12 protein-coding genes are annotated in these 19800 nt (G+C 51.9%); 4 read left to right on the top strand and 8 right to left on the bottom strand.

Features of this window, described 5'->3' with window-relative positions; translation table 11 throughout:
- Positions 1–90 precede the first annotated feature (90 nt).
- Genes clpB through ispD form a run of 3 tightly spaced genes read right to left on the bottom strand, consistent with a single transcriptional unit; the run spans position 91 to position 3983 of the window.
- Positions 91–2685 (bottom strand): ATP-dependent chaperone ClpB, encoded by a 2595-nt coding sequence (clpB, locus tag MCB1EB_RS04665; protein ID WP_045362598.1) that lies wholly within the window; start codon positions 2683–2685, stop codon positions 91–93.
- A gap of 54 nt (positions 2686–2739) precedes the next feature.
- Positions 2740–3219: a 2-C-methyl-D-erythritol 2,4-cyclodiphosphate synthase gene (ispF, locus tag MCB1EB_RS04660; RefSeq protein WP_026920745.1), complete on the bottom strand. Its 480-nt coding sequence runs from the start codon at positions 3217–3219 to the stop codon at positions 2740–2742.
- Positions 3216–3983 (bottom strand): 2-C-methyl-D-erythritol 4-phosphate cytidylyltransferase, encoded by a 768-nt coding sequence (ispD, locus tag MCB1EB_RS04655; RefSeq protein WP_269471772.1) that lies wholly within the window; start codon positions 3981–3983, stop codon positions 3216–3218. The genes ispF and ispD overlap by 4 nt, the downstream gene beginning before the upstream one ends.
- A 99-nt stretch (positions 3984–4082) precedes the next feature.
- On the opposite strand from ispD, the gene mfd reads away from it, so the two are divergent.
- Complete coding sequence (gene mfd, locus MCB1EB_RS04650; protein ID WP_045362605.1) at positions 4083–7538, top strand: transcription-repair coupling factor; 3456 nt, start codon at positions 4083–4085, stop codon at positions 7536–7538.
- On the opposite strand, the gene MCB1EB_RS12850 is transcribed toward mfd, so the two are convergent.
- Positions 7524–7688 carry a DUF4357 domain-containing protein gene (locus MCB1EB_RS12850; RefSeq protein ID WP_498070655.1) on the bottom strand — a complete coding sequence of 55 codons (165 nt, stop codon included), beginning with the start codon at positions 7686–7688 and terminating at the stop codon, positions 7524–7526. The two genes, mfd and MCB1EB_RS12850, sit on opposite strands and share 15 nt — an antisense overlap.
- Positions 7689–8132: 444 nt before the next feature.
- On the opposite strand from MCB1EB_RS12850, the gene MCB1EB_RS04645 reads away from it, so the two are divergent.
- Genes MCB1EB_RS04645 through MCB1EB_RS04635 form a run of 3 tightly spaced genes read left to right on the top strand, consistent with a single transcriptional unit; the run spans position 8133 to position 12720 of the window.
- On the top strand, positions 8133–8816 hold the full coding sequence (locus tag MCB1EB_RS04645; RefSeq protein ID WP_052393713.1) for a DUF6880 family protein: 684 nt from the start codon (positions 8133–8135) through the stop codon (positions 8814–8816).
- Positions 8803–11604, top strand: coding sequence for a DEAD/DEAH box helicase (locus MCB1EB_RS04640; protein WP_232034146.1), 2802 nt, complete (start codon positions 8803–8805; stop codon positions 11602–11604). The genes MCB1EB_RS04645 and MCB1EB_RS04640 overlap by 14 nt, the downstream gene beginning before the upstream one ends.
- 33 nt (positions 11605–11637) lie before the next feature.
- The gene (locus MCB1EB_RS04635) at positions 11638–12720 is read left to right on the top strand and encodes an SWIM zinc finger family protein (RefSeq protein WP_045362607.1); all 1083 of its coding nucleotides are present in this window, start codon (positions 11638–11640) and stop codon (positions 12718–12720) included.
- 62 nt (positions 12721–12782) lie between these two features.
- Here the strand turns inward: MCB1EB_RS04635 and kdpE are convergent, their stop codons facing one another.
- The 4 genes from kdpE to kdpC all read right to left on the bottom strand — a co-directional run bounded on the left by kdpE (position 12783) and on the right by kdpC (position 19788).
- Entirely contained in the window at positions 12783–13499 is a 717-nt protein-coding gene (gene kdpE / locus MCB1EB_RS04630) for a two-component system response regulator KdpE (RefSeq protein WP_045362609.1), read from the bottom strand.
- Positions 13499–16282 (bottom strand): DUF4118 domain-containing protein, encoded by a 2784-nt coding sequence (locus tag MCB1EB_RS04625; protein ID WP_045362610.1) that lies wholly within the window; start codon positions 16280–16282, stop codon positions 13499–13501. The genes kdpE and MCB1EB_RS04625 overlap by 1 nt, the downstream gene beginning before the upstream one ends.
- A 23-nt stretch (positions 16283–16305) precedes the next feature.
- Positions 16306–19134, bottom strand: coding sequence for a hypothetical protein (locus MCB1EB_RS04620; protein WP_152034315.1), 2829 nt, complete (start codon positions 19132–19134; stop codon positions 16306–16308).
- Positions 19135–19209: 75 nt separating this feature from the next.
- Positions 19210–19788 (bottom strand): potassium-transporting ATPase subunit KdpC, encoded by a 579-nt coding sequence (kdpC, locus tag MCB1EB_RS04615; protein ID WP_045362616.1) that lies wholly within the window; start codon positions 19786–19788, stop codon positions 19210–19212.
- Positions 19789–19800 lie beyond the last annotated feature (12 nt).

Raw genomic sequence — 19800 nt, 5'->3', positions numbered from 1 at the left:
ATAAAGATGGCAATAGAGTTCTCGCCAGCCCATATGGGGGTGGTCAAATTCGATGGGAATAGGGGCAAGCTATATAGTCAGCTTGTATTACTACGCCATGGGCTCAAACACCAACTGTTCATCTTGATAATCGACCGGAATCAGATCTTTTGGGCCAACTTTTCCTGAAAGGATTAATTTTGCAATCGGGTTTTCAATTTCCTGCTGAATTGCGCGCTTCAGTGGACGCGCGCCAAATAACGGGTCATAGCCGACTTTGCTGATGTGTTTCAGCGCTGCTTCAGATATATCAATTTGCATATCGAGTTTAGCTAGGCGCTCAGTCAAGTTAGCCAATTGAATTTTCGCAATCGACTCAATCTGCGTGCGATCCAAGCCATGGAAAACTACCACTTCATCGATCCGATTTAAAAACTCGGGTTTGAAATGTTGTTTGACTTCAATCCAGACTGCATCACGCACGCTCTGATGAGACTCATCGACCATCGATTGAATCAGCTGCGAGCCTAAATTAGAAGTCATCACAATCACGGTATTTTTGAAATCAACCGTGCGTCCTTGCCCATCCGTCATACGGCCATCGTCTAGCACTTGCAATAGCACATTGAAAACGTCAGCATGCGCTTTTTCAATTTCATCCAGCAAAATAACGCTATAAGGTTTGCGCCGAACGGCTTCCGTTAAATAGCCGCCCTCTTCATAACCGACATAACCGGGGGGCGCGCCAATCAGCCGGGCAACGCTATGCTTTTCCATAAATTCGCTCATGTCGATGCGAATCAAATGCTCCTGTGAATCGAATAAGAAGGCGGCAAGCGCTTTGCATAACTCAGTTTTACCGACCCCCGTTGGCCCAAGGAACAAAAAGGAGCCGTAGGGCCGCCCTGGATCCGCCAAGCCAGCCCGCGAGCGTCTAATGGCGTCGGCCACCGCACGAATGGCCTCATCCTGGCCGATGACGCGTTCATGTAGCTTGGCTTCGATGTGCATTAGTTTGTCTCGCTCGCCTTGCATCATGCGCGCTACTGGAATCCCGGTAGCACGTGACACCACTTCGGCAATTTCTTCTGCGCCAACTTGCGTACGCAATAACTGCGGGCGAGCGCCGGCCTGCCCTTTTTCAGTTTCAGCTTGGCTCACTTGTTTAAGCTGCGCCTCAAGCTGAGGCAGTTCGCCATATTGAAGCTGCGCCACCTGATCCAACTTGCCCTCGCGCTGTAAGCGCATAATTTCAGCGCGGGTGCGCTCAATTTTTTCTTTGAGCTGCGCACTGCCCTGCACAGCGGCTTTTTCGGCATTCCAAATTTCTTCGAGATCGGCATATTCCTTGCCAAGCCGGTCAATTTCCGCCTCGATCAGTTGCCAGCGCTTTTGCGAGGCTTCATCGGGTTCTTTTTTAACCGCTTCGCGTTCAATTTTTAATTGGATCAGTCGACGTTCGAGTCGGTCCATGGACTCTGGCTTAGAATCAATTTCCATTTTGATCTTGGCCGCGGCTTCATCGATTAAATCGATGGCTTTATCCGGCAGAAAACGGTCCGTGATGTAGCGCTGCGAAAGCTCAGCCGCCGCAACAATGGCTGGGTCAGTAATCTGAATCCCATGATGCAATTCGTATTTTTCTTGCAAGCCCCGCAAAATTGCGATGGTGGCTTCTACCGTAGGCTCGTCAACTTGCACCTTCTGAAAACGACGCTCCAGCGCTGCATCTTTTTCAATATATTTCCGATATTCATCCAGGGTGGTAGCGCCAATGCAATGCAACTCGCCGCGCGCTAGTGCAGGCTTAAGCATATTGCCGGCGTCAAGCGCGCCTTCCGATTTGCCAGCGCCTACTACCGTATGGATTTCATCGATAAAAACGATCGTCTGGCCTTCGTCTTTGGCCACATCGTTGAGCACGGCTTTGAGTCGCTCTTCAAATTCGCCGCGGTATTTTGCGCCCGCCAAAAGCGCTGCCATATCGAGTGATAAAACCCGTTTATTTTTAAGCGACTCGGGGACTTCACCGTTAACGATGCGTTGCGCCAAACCCTCGACAATCGCTGTCTTGCCCACCCCAGGCTCGCCAATTAAGACCGGATTATTTTTTGTGCGGCGCTGCAAAATTTGGATTGAGCGACGGATTTCATCATCACGCCCAATCACCGGATCAAGCTTGCCAATTCGCGCGCGCTCAGTGAGGTCTAGCGTGTATTTTTTAAGCGCTTCGCGCTGGCTTTCTGCTTCTGGATTACGTACCGCATCACCGCCACGCACGGCGGCAATCGCGGCTTCTAGCGCCTTGCGCGTTAGGCCGTGCTGACGTACAAGTTGGCCGATTGCATTTTTATCGTCAGCCAGCGCAAGTAAAAACATTTCGCTAGCAATATAGCTATCACCGGCTTTTTGCGCTTCTTTGTCGGTCTGATTTAAAAGGCCTGTGAGATCACGGCTAAGTTGCACATTGCCATCGCTACCCTGGACTTTGGGGAGATGCTTAAGCGCGCTGCTGAGTGCTTGCTGCAATGCCGAGAGCTGCACTCCCGCGTGCGCCAGCAATGAACGCGCCGCGTTATCTGGCTGCTCAATCAGCGCCAACAACAAATGCGCCGGCTCAATATATTGATTATCATTGCCCACGGCAAGACTTTGCGCATCAGCCAGCGCTTGCTGCAACTTGGTAGTGAATTTATCGATTCTCATGAAAAGCCTCTATCTTGGTTAATGCACCTCAGATTAGGGTCACCTACAAGTTTTTCAAGTCTGGCTGAGCAATACCACTGCTTGCGCGCAAATACCTTCGCTACGCCCCAGAAAGCCCAGTTTTTCGTTGGTTTTTGCTTTGACATTCACACACTCAAGCGGCACCTCCAGATCCGCCGCAAGATTGGCGCACATCCCAGCAATATGAGGCGCTAGCCTAGGAGCTTGCGCAATCACAGTACTATCTACATTCCCCACGGTATAGCCCGCTGCCCGCACTCGACTGAGCGTCTCGCGCAGTAACATGCGGCTATCAGCGCCCGCAAATTGCGGATCAGTATCGGGGAAATGCCGCCCAATATCGCCCAGCGCCGCCGCGCCTAATAGCGCATCAATCACCGCATGGAGCAGTACATCAGCATCCGAATGGCCAAGCAAGCCACGCTCGCAGGGTACGTGCACACCACCAATGATCAGCGGCCGCTCTGGCGCTAATTCGTGAATATCATAGCCTTGTCCAATACGAAATTTCATGATGAATCCCCTTTTTGTGAGCTCTTTTGATGACTGAGCATGGCTTCGATGACCTCGAAATCATCTGGATAAGTGACTTTAAAATTACGCAGGCTGCCGTGCACGAGTTTAGGCGCATACCCTAGCCGTTCAAAAGCGCTTGCCTCATCAGTTAGTATATGCCCTTCTTGCTGCGCCCGCAGCAATGCTTCGCGTAGCATCCCGACTCTAAACATTTGCGGTGTCTGGGCTAGCCATAAATCTGCGCGCGCTTCCGTGTGCATAATCAAAGGTGCTGACGGCACGGCCACAGCGTCAAGCGCTGGCGCCTGGCGTTTTAAAGTATCCGCCAGGGGCAAGGCCATGATGCCTCCTACTGGGTCATCACGCACGGCACGAATCAGCAAACGGATCAACTCCGGCTGGATGCCCGCCCGCGCGGCATCGTGCACTAAGACCCAATCATCTGCGCGCGCACCGAATTCTGCCAACGCATTCAAGCCGTTTAACACCGATTCTTGGCGACTCTTGCCACCACAACGGCGCACCGCAAAACGCAAACCGCTAAAATGACGGGAGTCAAAGTGCGCATCATCACGCGCCAATACGACAAGTGTCTGCGTTAACTCAGAACAGGCGTCAAAAGCCGCGAGCGTGTGATACAGCAAATGGCGGCCAGCCACTATCCGATACTGCTTTGGCAATTGAGAGCCGGCTCGTTTCCCCATGCCAGCACAAGGGATCACTACAAAAAGACGTTCCCTTACCGCCACTTTAGGCTCCAACCAAATAAAAAAATAGATTCAGCTTTTATAATAGCTCCCTTTGCGTCGGCGGTTGTGCAAAAACTTACGCCGCTTTTTTGTATTATGCCTTGTCGCCTTATGCCTGAAAACATTACGCTTGCTTCCTCTTATACGCCTAGTTTAGTTAAAACGGGGCAACGCTTTGTCTTTGATGGCGCATCCGGTTCATCGGATGCGCTCGCGCTCGCGCGCTATTTCACCGCCCATCGCGCGCAGCTCCCCTTGCTGGTCGTCTTTTGCGCTCAAGCCACCGATGCTCAGCGGCTGCAGCATGAAATCGCTTACTTCGCGCCAGAGGCACGCGTACGTCTTTTGCCGGACTGGGAAACCTTGCCTTATGACGCTTTTTCGCCACATCAAGATTTGGTTTCAGCGCGGCTTGCCACCCTGCATGATATTAGCGCCGGCCATTGCGATATCGTGCTGGTACCAGCCACGACCGCCCTTTACCGCATGGCGCCGCCGTCGTTTATGGCAGCCTATACATTTAAATTTACGCAGGGCGAGCCGCTAGACATTGCGCAACTTAAAGCTCAATTCCTTCTCGCCGGCTATGAACACGTCAGCCAGGTGATGCGGCCGGGTGAATATTGTGTGCGCGGCGGGCTGATTGATCTCTTTCCAATGGGCTCCGCCTTACCTTACCGGCTTGATTTATTTGATAATCAGATTGATTCAATCCGCGCATTTGACCCCGATACACAACGCAGCCTTTATCCAGTGCCTGAGGTTAAGCTCTTGCCGGGCCGCGAGTTTCCATTTGATGAACCTGCCCGCACAGCCTTTCGCAGCCGCTGGCGCGAGCTCTTTGATGGTGATCCAAGCCGGGTTCCACTGTATAAAGATATTGGGGTTGGCATACCCAGCGCAGGCATCGAATATTATTTACCGCTTTTTTTTGACGCAACGGCCACGCTTTTTGATTATCTACCGCCAACTGCTCATCTAGCCTTTATCGGCGATCTAGATACAGCCATCAAGCAATTCGCCAACGATACCAAACAGCGCTACGCGTTTTTATCTCATCATAGAGAAAGGCCCATTCTCGAACCTACGCGCCTTTTTATTTCAGATGAAGATTTTTTTATCCTAGCTAAACCTTTTGCTCGTCTGGTTCTAACGCCATCGCCTGCAAGCCAGCCGCAACGCAATCGTTGGGCTGAACCCCTGCCAAGTCTCTCGATCAATCGTCAGGCCGGTGACCCGGTCGCTGCGCTGCGTAGCTGGTTAGCCAACCCATCCCCACGTGTATTAATCGTCGCCGAATCTGCTGGACGGCGGGAAACCATCCTGCAAATGTTGAACGAGCATGCGCTCAAACCCACACTGCTGGATTCCTTTGATGCTTTTACCCAGGCTGAAGCGGTACGCTTTGCGCTCACGACCGCCCCGCTTGCGGTTGGCTTTGCATTACCCGCTGAAAATCTCGCCATCGTCACCGAGACTGAACTTTACGGCGGACAGGCGCGCCGCATCGGACGCCGCCGGCAAGAGCGAGCGAGCGATGTCGATGCCATGGTGCGCGATTTGTCCGAACTTAAAATTGGTGAGCCTGTCGTGCATAGCCAACATGGGATTGGACGTTATCATGGGCTAGCGTCAATGGATTTAGGCGAGGGTGAAACTGAATTTCTGCACCTTGAATATGCAGCCAATAGCACGCTTTATGTACCCGTTTCACAATTACATGTGATTTCGCGCTATAGCGGCGCTCAACCAGAACAGGCGCCACTGCATGCGCTCGGCTCCGGCCAGTGGGACAAAGCAAAACGCAAAGCTGCACAGCAAATCCGTGACACCGCAGCCGAATTACTGAATTTATACGCGCGCCGCGCCGCGCGTGAAGGGCATGTTTTTTCTCTCTCGCCAAATGACTATGAACGCTTTGCGCAAAGTTTCGGTTTTGAAGAAACGCCAGATCAAGCGGCCGCCATCGCGGCTGTGATGGCCGATATGACCAGCGGCAAACCTATGGACCGGCTGGTCTGCGGCGACGTTGGTTTTGGCAAAACAGAAGTCGCATTACGCGCCGCCTTTATCGCGGTGCTGGACGGCAAACAAGTCGCGATACTCGCACCTACAACCCTGCTTGCCGAGCAGCATTTCCAGACTTTTTCCGATCGCTTCGCTGATTGGCCAGTGCGGATTGCCGAGCTATCACGCTTTAAAAGCGCGCAAGAAATTACTCAAGCCATCAACGCGCTCAATGATGGCACCGTCGACATTGTGATTGGCACGCACAAATTACTCTCGCCGCAAATCAATTTCAAACAACTTGGGCTCGTGATCATCGATGAAGAACATCGCTTTGGTGTACGCCAAAAAGAAGCCCTCAAAACTTTACGCGCGCAAGTCGACATACTAACGCTCACCGCGACCCCAATCCCCCGCACGCTAGGCATGGCGCTCGAGGGCTTACGCGATTTTTCCGTGATTGCCACCGCCCCTCAAAAGCGACTTGCGATTAAAACTTTTGTGCGGCGCGAAGACCACAGCACGATCCGAGAAGCAATGCTGCGCGAGCTTAAACGCGGCGGCCAAATCTATTTTCTGCATAATGAAGTTGAAACCATCCATCAACGCCGCTTAATGCTCGAAGAACTCATGCCTGAAGCTCGCATCGCCGTGGCGCATGGGCAAATGCATGAACGTGAGCTAGAGCGCGTCATGCGTGACTTTGTTGCGCAGCGTGCCAATGTGCTGCTATGCACTACCATCATCGAAACCGGAATTGACGTACCCAGCGCCAATACCATTTTGATGCACCGCGCCGATAAATTTGGCTTAGCTCAATTACACCAATTACGAGGCCGAGTGGGCCGTTCGCACCATCAAGCCTATGCTTATTTATTGGTGCATGATCCAGAAGCGCTAACTAAACAGGCGGCGCGCCGGCTTGAAGCAATTCAACAAATGGAAGAATTAGGCTCAGGCTTTTATCTTGCCATGCATGACCTTGAAATCCGCGGCACCGGCGAAGTGCTGGGTGACAAACAGTCGGGAGAGATCCATGAAATTGGTTTTCAGCTTTATACTGAAATGCTGCAGGATGCAGTGAATTCACTTAAAGCAGGCAAAGAGCCTGACCTAAGTGCGCCGCTTGCGGCTGCAACCGATATCAACCTACATGTTCCAGCACTTTTGCCAGCAGATTACTGCGGCGATGTGCAACAACGGCTGTCCTTATACAAACGACTGGCAAGCTGCGCTACTGATGATCAGATTGATGCGATCCACGAAGAGTTGATCGACCGCTTTGGTGCACTTCCAGCGCCAGCCCAGGCGCTGATTGAAACACACCGGCTACGGCTAGTGGCGAAAGCGCTTGGCATTGTAAAAATCGACGTGTCAGAAAGCGCAATCACCCTGCTTTTTGGCCCCAATCCCTCTGTCAATCCAGCCGCTATCATTGCGCTAGTGCAAAAGCACCGTCACATCAAACTGGTTGGGCAAGACAAGCTGCGGATTGAAACCCAGGCGCAGGACCTATCAGCGCGGCTGACGACGCTTAGAGTGACATTACGTATGTTGTAATGGACTAGGATGATTTGCGCGCCTCGTGTAAATCGTCTCTGATGTAGCCTGGTTGGTCGGCTTAGCGGCGCAACGTGACCCTTTGAACACGGTGAGACCATCTGAACTATAAATGCCACGTGCATCGGCACCACGGCTCTTGCAAAACACTTCAAGATCCGTGGATTTAGGCTCCACTGTCGCCAATTTTCGACTCCGCACGAAGCCCCTTGCTAACTAAAGCCAAGAATCGAATCATGCAGGTTGGAATCCCAAGCTGCGAGGGTTTGAATCCCTTTTAGGCTAACCCGAGTTAGATACTGTGCCTGCGCAATTTTTGCCATATTTAATCAATTATTTACAATCCTGTTAATTGCTCAACTCTTTTATTTACTAGGGGCTTCATGCGGATGCCCTGGTAATTCCGACTTGATCTGACTTTTCTTCTTTCCTCTGAAATATAATTGCAAGGTTAACTTAAATCCTGATCTTTAAAATTTAGGCCACGCCGCGATTTTTTTCCTATAAGTGCAATCGATTTAAAAAACCTGTTTACACTTTCCCAAAGCGCCCTTCTGCGGCATTGCAAAGTAGCCGGAGCTCAGTAGAAATATTATGCCCTCATCCAAAACCATAACTGTCGATAATCTAATCACGCTTGGCGCTGAAAGACTTGCAGCTATGATGTACTCTCTATCGCAATACGATACACACATAGAGCACAGGCTATGCCTTGCCTTGGCTGAGCAAACTAGAGTCGAAACAGTCGTCGCCGAAGTGAAAGAAAGTCTAGCCTCATTGAAACATGCGTATGCTTTTATCGATCGCAAAAGAGTTCATGCATTAACCCACGAGGTCGATTTGCAACACGAAACCATTGTGGAACGTATTGCGCCCAAGCGACCTGATCTGGCGCTTGAGTTATTGTGGTTATTTCTGGAGCTTGCTCCCTCAGTTTATGAGTGCGGCGACGACAGCAACGATATCTTAAGCGCGACCTTTCATCAAGCTCTCCGAGAACTTGGCGATATTGCACAGCGCGCAAATGCTGCACCGATTGCGCTAGCCAATCAGATCTTCACTGCCATCACGGCCGATGATTACGGACAATACGTTGGCATCACCGACATACTTTTTCCCGCACTGGGGCAACAGGGGGTTGCGCATCTTAAAGCAAAGATCAATGCTGCGCTCGCGCTCCATCCTAAGCGACAAGATAATCAATTTGATTACCAAAAACGTGTGTTCGTGGACGCGCTAAAAGATTTAGCTGATCAAGAAAAAAATGCCGATGCCTAAAGTAGTAAAAGAACATTTAAGCAAAGGGAATGGTAGTCCCCTCCCATCTGAGGTTGACGATTCTGCGCGGCCCTACGCTAACTCTAAAGAAAGTGCTCTGGCCCTTAAAATATCTCCGACGGGACACATCCATCTGGCGTCTGTTGCAGAGCATTCTGATTTATCCCCAGCGGCCGCCACGCGCATCCGCCAAGCATTCGAGCGCAGCAGCAGCCACGGACTACTCCACTTGGGCGCAGTGGAATTGGCAACGTGGTTGCCGTCTTCTCTGGCATTTGGTCGCGAGTTAGGCCATCTATTCATGGCACGTTTGTGTGCGATTCCGGATTTAACGCATCAGTGGGACAGCGCCGAGATTGTCCCCCCTCGCTATGAACTGGAAAAGCTAGCAGCGTCCATTCCACTGATGATCGGAGCACAATATCTGGATGTAGCCGGCTTGGAAATTCTTTGGGCTGATCTGCACGCCGCGGCGCGCACAGAAATCTCAGACGAAAATGGCGACGTACAGATATGGCTGCAGCGTAAGCACTCAAGTTGGAATTTGGTTGGACGCGTTTGTTTTCATCTCGCTGAAAATAAAAATAATGAGCAGGCACCATTCGCCTTTCTCGCTACCTATGCAGCGGGCGTATCACAACAATCACAGGTGCAGCACCAAGCGCTAGGAAAAGCGTTGCAAGAGTACGCTGGCGTAGGCGACCGCAACACCCTACTGAGGCTGCTGCTGCCGGTGAACAAGGCAGCCGAGCAGAGTCCATGGTTAAAAGTGCTGGTGGACTCCGGCGCTATTTTTCGTCCAATCGCGTGGACACCCTCTGACGCTTATCAATTCCTGCGTAACGTTCCACTCTTCGAGGCGTGTGGCATCGTGGTGCGCATTCCCGATTGGTGGAAACCCCATCAGCCGTCACGACCGCAGGTACAGGTGAATATTGGTAGCCGTGCCGCCGGTATGGGGCTGACTGCGATGCTCGATTTCAATGTGTCGCTGTCGCTCGATGGCGAGGTGCTTTCGTCTGCTGAATTGGAACAGCTGCTCGCTGCCGGCGATGGCTTGGTGCGATTAAAAGGACGCTGGGTTGAATTCGATCGAGAAAAGCTCGATGGGGTACTCGCACATTGGCAAAAAGTAGAGCAAGAGGCGGCTGGTGAGGGTATTTCGTTCCTGCATGGTTTACGCTTGTTAGCCGGTGCCGCAGTGGAAGGCAATGATATAGCCGCGCTATCGCACAATACTGCAGATTGGTCTACTGTCGTAGCGGGTGACTGGCTAAAGGACGCGTTGGAAGGGCTGCGCAACCCGCAAAATGCGCACCGCAAAGCGCATCCCGGACCGGAGCTAAAGGCACAGCTACGCTCCTACCAACAAGATGGCGTGCAGTGGTTATGGTGGTTGAATCGCCTAAGCTTAGGAGGATGCCTGGCGGACGATATGGGTCTAGGAAAGACCGTGCAAGTCATCGCACTGTTCTTACTGGCAAAACGGGAAGCCGATCCCGGTCCGCATTTGCTGGTATTGCCCGCATCATTGATCGGCAACTGGCAAGCTGAAATGGCCCGCTTTGCGCCTACCTTACGCACGTTTGTTGCACATTCCTCTGCACGACCAGGCAAAGCCCTTGCGACACTATTTGCCGGACAACTCACCGAGTGGGATGTTGTGATAACCAGTTACGGTAACTTGATCCGGCTACCCTGGCTACTCGAGATCCACTGGTCGCTGGTGGTACTGGATGAAGCACAGAGCATCAAAAATCCGGGGGCACGGCAGACGCAAGCGGCCAAGGCATTGAAGAGCCGGGTGCGGTTTGCATTGACTGGGACACCCGTGGAAAACCAGCTGACCGATTTATGGTCACTGTTTGATTTTATTTGTCCTGGTCTATTGGGCTCAGACAAAACGTTCAGTCGTTTCGCACGTCTTCTAGAGCAAAACGAGAAGGTTGGTTACGCGCCGTTGCGCAAACTGGTTCAACCTTATATTCTGCGCCGTCTGAAAAGCGATAAGCGCATTATTTCCGACCTGCCGGACAAAACTGAGGTTAAGGCTTATTGCGCACTCAGTCGACTGCAAGCCAGCCTATACCAAAAAGCAGTCGATGCGCTGGCCAAGCAGATCGAAAACCTGGATGGCATCGCCAGGCGAGGGGCAGTGCTGGCTTTCCTGCTGCGCTTCAAACAGATCTGCAATCATCCATCCCAATGGCTAGGCGATGGTGCTTATGCGCCGGATGACAGCGGAAAATTTGCCCGTTTGCGCGAACTTGCAGAAGCCATCGCGGCACGGCAAGAAAAAGTTCTGATATTTACCCAATTCCAGGAAATGACGGGACCGTTAATGGAATTTTTACAAGAGGTGTTTGGGCGACCTGGATTGCTGTTGCATGGCGCGACACCTGTCAAAACACGCAAGTCGTTGGTTGATCAGTTTCAACAAGAACAAGGACCGCCGTTTTTTGTACTTTCCATCAAAGCGGGGGGCACTGGTCTTAATCTGACGGCGGCATCGCACGTCATTCATTTCGATCGCTGGTGGAATCCTGCGGTGGAAAATCAAGCGACCGATCGTGCCTACCGCATCGGCCAGAAAAAAAATGTGCTGGTCCATAAGTTCATTTGTCGCGGCACTGTCGAAGAAAAGATCGATGAGCTAATCGAAGCCAAGCTTGGGCTATCAAATGATATCCTTGCGGGCAGTGGTGAGATGTTGCTGACCGAAATGAATAATGAGGCATTACTGAAGCTTGTGTCGCTTGATATTAGCAGCGCCATTGAGGATAAATAAATCCGCTTTGCGGCTTGTCATGTGGAATAAAATATGAGTTTTTATGAGGGTGGTTGGGCACCTTATGTATCGGTCGCGGAACGACGCGCCAAAGCGCAACGAAAACTGAAATCGCTTGAAAAAAAAGGGCGAGTCTGTCAGCCAGTCACCATTGAGGGGCGCGCTATCGCTCGTACTTTCTGGGGCAAGAAATGGGGCGACAATCTCGAAACCTACAGCGATTATGCTAGCCGATTACCGCGTGGACGCAGCTACGTGCGGCATGGTTCAGTGGTTGACCTGAAAATCAAAGCAGGCAAAATTACGGCGCTGGTTTTTGGATCAGAAATGTACACTGTTAACATTAGAGTAGACGCATTGGAGGCGGAACTCTGGCAATCGATTTTGCGTGAATGCGCGGGTCAGGTTGCATCGCTGGTGGAGTTGTTGCAGGGGCGTTTGTCGAACTCCGTTATGGAAGTGGTCACGCGTCATGGCGCAGGCTTGTTTCCGCTCCCGCAGCAGATTGATTTTGATTGCAGCTGCTACGATTCAGCGTCCATGTGCAAACATATTGCCGCGACATTGTATGGTGTAGGTGCTCGCCTTGATAGTCAGCCGGAATTGTTATTTGTTTTGCGCCATGTCGATCCGCTGGAATTAATTCGGCAAGCGGGTAACGTAGCGCTAACCGATGCACAGTTGGAACCGCACCAGCAACTGGATACATCAGATCTGTCAGCATTATTTGGTATCGAATTGAACGAATCACCGGTTACGATATCTTCATCTTCTTTGGCGGCGAAGGCTCCTGCTGTCACGGCCAAGCGCTCTGGTAAGCCGGCCCGCTCGCTTGACCCAAAGGTGGTTACGAATAAAGTAACGCCGGTTCAGCCTGAACCGGCAAAGAAAAAAATGACAACCCTGCGCCAGAAATCAGCAAAGACCGTCACCCCAAGTGGTCTGATGGTGCGCGGCATACCTCGCCATATGCAGCAAAGCTGGCTCAAATCTGGCATCCTGCTACATACTGACGAACGCGGCGTATATCGCACAACAAAGCACACAGAAAGACGAATCGAGGATTATCTAAATTATAAGAAGCACACGGCAAGAGCTGGCCCTAACTCGGGTTAGCCTAAAAGGGATTCGAGCCCTCGCCGCTTGGGATTCCAACTTGCGTGATTCGATTCTTGGCCTTAGTGAGCGGAGGCCCTGTAATCCACCCCAACTAACCGATACCCCACCCCAGTTTCAGTCAGAATATGCTCAGGCTGCGCCGGATCGCGTTCTAATTTTTGGCGCAAATGTCCCATATAAATCCGCAGATAGTGATTGCTTTCGACATGTGAGGGTCCCCAGACCTCACGCAATAGCTGGCGATGCGTGAGCACACGCCCAGCATGGCGAATCAGCGTTGTGATGAGTCGGTACTCAAGCGGCGTTAGATGGATCACCTCGCCCGCGCGTTTAACTTGCCGCTGTGCCAACTCAACCGTAATTAAGCCAAATGTCACGCTAGACGCAGAATTTGCCTCAGCGCGGCTATAACGACGTAAATGCGCGCGTATCCTAGCCATTAACTCAGATACCCCAAAGGGTTTAGTCAGGTAGTCATCCGCCCCCGCATCCAGCGCCGCGACTTTTTCAAGTTCTTGCGTTCGCGCGGACAATACGATGATGGGTAGCTCACTCCAACTGCGCAATTCGCGAATCACATCTAAGCCATCCATATCCGGTAGCCCAAGGTCGACGATCACCAGCGCAGGATGGCGCGTGGCGGCAGCAATCAACCCTTGCTGGCCAGTGTTCGCCTCATGCACCACCATTCCTTCAGCTTCAAGCGAAATCCGCACAAAGCGACAAATCGATTTTTCGTCTTCAATTAATACAATGTTGATAGCAGACTCGGCCATTAGCTTGCTCCTTGCTGCTGGGCTGCATTTTCTGTAGCGCTAGAGAGTTTAATTTCTGCCACGATGGGGTCCGATGTTTCTAGCGGCAAGGTAAACCAGAAGCGAGCTCCGCTGGGCTGCGTTGAGCCTTTGGTTTGATAAAGATTTTCGGCCCCCAGCGTACCTTGATGAGCCGCTACAATGGCACGACAAATCGCCAAACCCAGGCCAACCCCAGACTGGGTTAACTCTTTTGCGCCGCGCGTGAATTTTTCAAAGATACGCGTCTCCATTCCTAGCGGTAGACCCAGCCCCTGATCGTCAAGCGTAACGCGCACCATAGGCTGGCCCTGGTCCACAATCGAGGTCGCGCTAATTTCAAGCCGCGTTCCGCGCGGTGTGTACTTAGCGGCATTTTCCAATAAATTCACCAGTAAGCGTTCAATCAACACAGCATCCAGTTTCAACAAAGGCAAATCAGGCGGTAGTTGCACTTGGGTTAAATGCCCAGCCAGCAAATGACGGCACTGATGCAAAGCGCTGCCAATCACTTCTTCGAGCATCAACCACTGGCGATTGAGCTGAATTTCGCCGGTTTGCAAGCGCGCCATATCCAGCAAATTCGTGACCAGCCGATTCATTGCGAGCGCCTCATCGTGAATCGCTGTAACCAGTTCGCTATGGGTGGCGCGCTCTAGCGTCTTAGACATTAGCATTGAGGCAAAACCTACAATTGAAGTGAGCGGCGTGCGCAAATCGTGCGAAATTGCGGCAAGGAGCGCGTTACGCATCCGTTCCGACTCCATCGAGACTAACGCATCTTGCGCGACTTCAACGTAATGCACTCTCTCTAGAGCCAACGCAACCTGTGCCGTTAGGGTATCTAGCAACTGCTTCTGCTCCGGCGCACTGAGCTGCTGCCGGGGAATCAGCGTGAGCACGCCACGCGTGCGCATGGGAGCCTTAAGCGGCAAATAAAGCGCCGGCGCAGCCATTAAGGTATCCGTGCCTTGCCCTGCCGCTTGCGCCTGATTATAGGTCCACTGCGCAATCCCAAGATCAATTTGGTCTTCGTCTAAGTTCCAAGGTGGATTCGGCTTTTCAATTTTTTGACGCACTCTATCTAGACTATCCGGCAGCAAGATCGAGACCTTGGCTTGAAATATCTCGCTTATATGACGGCTGCCAATTTCAATAATCTGCTCCGTCGTCAGCGCTGCCGCTAACTCGCGGGTCATTGCATACAGCGTGCTGGTGCGCTGTTCGCGATACGTGGCAATGCGCGCTTCGCGCCGCAAGTTAGAGGTTAAATGACTGATCACCAGCGAAGTCGCCAGCAGCCCTAAAAAGGTGAGTAAATATTCTGCATCCGACACAGCTAAAGAAAAACGAGGTGGCACAAAAAAGAAATCGAAAGCCGCTACGCTCAAAAATGATGCGCATACACCCGGCCCACGCCCCAGCCGAGCGGCGGCAAAAATCACGCCAAGCAAGTAAAGCATGGCCAAATTGGTCAAATCAATATGCGCCAAAAACGTAGTGGCTAGCCATGTAATCAAGGCACACATCGCCCCGGCCTTCAAATAACGATGGTAGACAAAATGGCTTGAGGGCGTGGCTGTCTTTTTATCGGTGCGCCTAGAAAAATTTGAAGTCGCCGGCGCCTCTTTGACATCTGTCGCAATCAATATCAAATCAATATCCGCGGCCTGCTGCAGCAATCTCATGCTCAACGGTTGGCTAAGTCTATTTGCTAAACGCGTACGGGACGGTGCGCCCACCACAAACTTTGACACGTTGCGTAGCCGTGCATAAGCTGTGAGCTGGGCCGCTACGTCGCTGCCATTCGGCGTCACCGTTTCCGCTCCTAATTCTTGCGCCAATTTGAGCGCAGCAAAGATGCGGGTCCGTTGCGCGTCACCCAGCCGCTGCAATTTTGGGGTTTCGACGTAAGCCGCAATCCAATCCGCCTTCAAAGCAGCCGCAAGACGCGCCGCCGCGCGTACTAAACTGAGGTTTTCTGGGCCAGGCCCAAGACAAACTAAAAGCCGCTCACGCGCTTGCCAAACAGATTGGATCGAACGATCCGCGCGATACTCGCGCATCTGCGCGTCCACGCGATCCGCCGTGCGCCGCAAGGCGAGTTCACGCAGCGCAATCAGATTGCCTTTACGGAAAAAATGTTGCGTCGCCCGCTCCGCCTGTTGGGGCAAATACACTTTGCCATCGCGCAAACGCGTCAGCAGCTCTTCCGCCGGCAAATCTACCAACATCACCTCTTCGGCTAAATCGAATATATGATCAGGCACGATTTCGCGCACTTGAATACCCGTGATGCGGCCCACGATGTCGTTTAAACTGCCAAGATGCTGAACATTAATCGTAGTGTCTACATCAATGCCGGCTTCCAGTAATTCGCAAACATCTTGCCAGCGCTTTAAATGACGCGCACCCGCCACATTGGTATGGGCCAGTTCATCCACTAAGATTAAAGCCGGCTTGCGCGCTAACGCTGCATCTAGATCAAATTCAGATAATTGGCGCCCGTGCTGGATTAATTTTTGGCGTGGCAGCACCTCTAAGCCGGCTAGCAAGTCAGCCGTTTCAGCTCGGCCATGGGTCTCTACAATGCCGACCACCACATCCTCGCCTTCTGCTTGACGGCAACGCGCAGCTTTTAGCATTGCGAAAGTTTTACCAACGCCAGCACATGCGCCAAAAAAAATTTTAAGCCGGCCGCGCCGCTGTTTTTCTGCGCTACGTTGCAGTTTATCCAGTAGCTCATCTGGATCAGGTCTTTCCACACTGTTCTCCCAGGTTCTCTCGCTTAATTGTTAGTATGTACGCTGGACTGGCGCGCGCTTAATTCATCTAGACCTTGTTTAAATAAAACCGAAAGAGGCGTTAAAAGGTCCTCAGGCAAGGCCAATGAAGGCTCTAACCTAGGCTCAGCACGACTCAGCTGCGCCACCCGGGCGCGAAACATCTGCGCTGTCGCGTCATCCCAACGCAGCGCCCCAACTCCACTTGCACTAGTCACGCGCTGAGCCGCTAGGCCCCATGCAAAACCTTGCGCTTCTTGGTGCTCTACCGCTTGCTCAGAATAAAGCCCGGACGGCAACCAGTGCGTCTCATCATTGATAATCTCCGTCGCGCAGTGTCGATAGTAATCAATTTGATTTTGCAACGCACCTTTAACCTTTGGCGCGGAAGCGCGCGCATGCTGCACCTCTAAAATATTCACTAATGCGTGAAGCCCGTCCAGCTGTTTGACCGCCAGTGGCTCCATTTTCCAGCGTTCGACCAAAGCACAGTGCGGCTGATTGGAGGCAAGCTGTTGATCGATAAATGCCTGTAGTTTTTTTCCTTGCTCGGTGGACTGCCATTCTGGCGTGTTTAAGATCGCTTTTTTTATACTATAAATGTCTGAATAGGCGACCTCGCGTAACATCAGCTCTGGAATGTAGCCAGCTTCATCGCGCGTCATTGAATAGGTTGTAGAGACGCCCGCTGTAAAAAATTCGACGCCGGCAGTATATAGTGGATTCAGCGGCAAGCTCAGCGCTGAAGGCTGCTCTGCACCGCCATTGATGGCTAGGTCTGGGTTAGCCAACGCGGCCGATAATGAGGCGGAAAGACTCACGCCACTTTCTATGCTGAAGGTCTCGTTACGGAGTCGTCCACTGTTATCTTGCTGACGACGCTGCACAAATGGATCATAGCTTATGGCAACTGAAGAGGTCGCACTTAAACGAGGTGGCAGCGCGGCGCGACCAAGGTCGACACGCGCACTCAAAAACAAAGAGCTGCTCAAGTTAACCCCTGAACTTTTGGCTGCGCGCCAAGCGACTGAAAGATTTGAGTCAAAGAAACGGTCGACCAAGGCGTCCCACACGTCGCTTTCGTCAAGCTCGGCTTGGCTCGCGCGCGCTATTTCATGCGCCAAAAAGTCTGTTAAAGCGGCCATCTCGGCACGCCAATCAGCAGACTTTAATTGAGCTGGGCGACTGGCAAAGTGACTCGGCATTTGTAGGCTGACCCCTGTAAAATGAGAAGACTGGCCGCTTACGCTTACGTCAAGGCCGCCGCCTAGTAAAAACCCGGGAATTGTAAGCCCGGCCATCGTTGCAACTCCGGCCCCTCCTTTATATTGGTCTTCAGCGCCAAACTCGAGGATGCCTCCGGCTGGCTGCGCGCCCATTTTAAATATGCCATGCCGGCCTTTCAGGGCTGTTAGGTAGGGAGTAATCGACCAAATCCCTTGATTAATCGAGAGTCCGGCATTGTCCAAACCACCGTTTGCGCCATCGGTAAAAATCACCTGGTTGTCGCTCTCGCTATGTATGCGTTGCGCCAATGCGCTTAGGGTTTCTTGTAGCTTGGCTGCAAAAGTTTTTTCATTGGAACTTGGATGGGCATCAAACAAGTGTTTGATCATTGGCTTAAACGGGGTTTTATCTTTGCCCAACAGGCTCCGTATTTTAAAAACCACCGTTTTCGACTTGCGTTTCTGCGCGCGTTGCGCCCAGCGCCCCACCATCTTGTGCCAGCGCCCTCGCATACGCGATAAATCGGTATGCCGGCCCTCTTGCACAAAACCTTGCCGCCAACTGAAATACGCATTTTTTTCCTGACGCTTAAGTCCAGCATGCTCTACGCGCGGCTCACGCCATAATTTTTGTGCCGCGCGCAGCGCTGACTTTGCAAGCGCATCAGATGCTTTACTCATCTTTAAATCACGCGTGCGCAAATAATCTCCTGTTTGCAAAAAAATCGCCAACGCTTGTGAGCGGCGCTGTTGCATTTGCACACGCTCAACTTGAGAGGAACTGAGTTCGCCCTCTTGCATGGCAAATGGTGCGTGATGAGATGGGAGGATTTTTTCCAATGCGCGCAAGCCCTCTGGCGCACGCGATAGCGCCTGAGCAGTATGCCAAATAGCACCGGTTACTTTAGCATCTTGCTGGTAGAAACGATCAATCTCCAGCTCCGCTATTCCTTTTTGCCTCAGCTGTTTTAATACTTGAGTGGCCAACTCAATATCGCCTTGCGCCCCCTCAGCTAACGCTTCTACCAAGCAGGTCCGAGCGGCGAACGGCAACTCGACATCTTCCCTCTCATTAGGCCAGATTTCGTGCACTATATCGCCTAGTGCTTGGACCTGGGGACAGTCAATTTTTACCTGAAATAACTGCCGCAGATGCGCCAACCAGGCGCTCTTACTCAGCATTGCGTCAAGCCGAATTTGCGCCATACCCTGCGCGATTTTTTTACGGGTGCTGGAACGTTCCTTGCGACGCAAACGCGCCGGCCGCGTTTGCAAGATACTTACAAATGGCGCAACCTGACTTTTAAAGATGCTAGGTTTTTTAAACTCAAAACTCAAATCCTCCGTATTTGCTGTAGTGTTATGACTCGCCTTTTCCGGTTGCTGGAGGGCGAATTGAATCGGATTATCGGCAGCGGATTGGTGAGTTTTAGTTTGAGTATGAAGGCCCGGCCCAACCGTTTTAGTGACACTGATGAGTTGAAAACGGTTGCTCCATTGCTGGATTTTTTTAGGATAGGCGCGGAACCGCTGTAACGTTTGAGAAATCCGCGATGTCGGCGGTGTAGTCGAGCGAGGGGAACAGGTATTCTCTGCGACATCACTCACGCTAAACGAAGATTTACTTAAATTAGTTAAAAATTTAACCACGATAGCCATCCCATCATAGCTTAGTGCTTAGGGTTACTGCGTTTTTTTCTCGTCCAGCGCTAAATTCAACAGCAATACATTAACCCGGGCTTCCCCTAATAGGCCAAACTGCCGCGCCTGAGTATGGCGCTGAATCAACTGCTCGACCTCAGCTAAGGGCAAATGGCGGACCTGCGCTACTCGAGACGCCTGATACTGAGCGGCAGCTACGCTAATTTCAGGATCTAAACCGCTGGCTGAAGCGGTCACCAAATCAATCGGTAGCGGTTGGGTCTGGCGCGGATCGACGGCACGCAATTTTGCTATCCGCTGCTTCACTCCATCCGCTAGCGCAGGATGCGTTGGCCCCCAATTGGAACCACTTGATGACTGAGCATCGTAGGGAACAGACGCGGTCGCCGAAGGACGTCCCCAAAAATAGTGAGCGGCATCAAAATGCTGGCCGATTAATTTGGAGCCTACGACTTTGCCATCACGATAAAGCAAGCTGCCCTCCACTTGCGCGGGAAAAGCCAAACGCCCCAACCCGGTAACCACAACTGGGTACAGAACCCCCGTGAGCAGAGTAAGGACCGCAAACAAGACGAATAAAGGACGAAATAAATTTTTCATGATGTGACTTCC

Origin of the sequence: Mycoavidus cysteinexigens (genome assembly GCF_003966915.1) — a bacterium.
In the GTDB taxonomy this organism is placed as follows: domain Bacteria; phylum Pseudomonadota; class Gammaproteobacteria; order Burkholderiales; family Burkholderiaceae; genus Mycoavidus; species Mycoavidus cysteinexigens.
Note: the sequence above shows the minus strand (reverse complement) of the source record. Positions and strands in the feature narration are given on the sequence as shown.

Coding starts and splice junctions, on each gene's coding strand:
- kdpC (WP_045362616.1), bottom strand. CDS start 19,788: ATGAAAAATTTATTTCGTCCTTTATTCGTCTTGTTTGCGGTCCTTACT.
- mfd (WP_045362605.1), top strand. CDS start 4,083: ATGCCTGAAAACATTACGCTTGCTTCCTCTTATACGCCTAGTTTAGTT.
- kdpE (WP_045362609.1), bottom strand. CDS start 13,499: ATGGCCGAGTCTGCTATCAACATTGTATTAATTGAAGACGAAAAATCG.
- ispF (WP_026920745.1), bottom strand. CDS start 3,219: ATGAAATTTCGTATTGGACAAGGCTATGATATTCACGAATTAGCGCCA.
- clpB (WP_045362598.1), bottom strand. CDS start 2,685: ATGAGAATCGATAAATTCACTACCAAGTTGCAGCAAGCGCTGGCTGAT.
- MCB1EB_RS04645 (WP_052393713.1), top strand. CDS start 8,133: ATGCCCTCATCCAAAACCATAACTGTCGATAATCTAATCACGCTTGGC.
- MCB1EB_RS04635 (WP_045362607.1), top strand. CDS start 11,638: ATGAGTTTTTATGAGGGTGGTTGGGCACCTTATGTATCGGTCGCGGAA.
- MCB1EB_RS04640 (WP_232034146.1), top strand. CDS start 8,803: ATGCCGATGCCTAAAGTAGTAAAAGAACATTTAAGCAAAGGGAATGGT.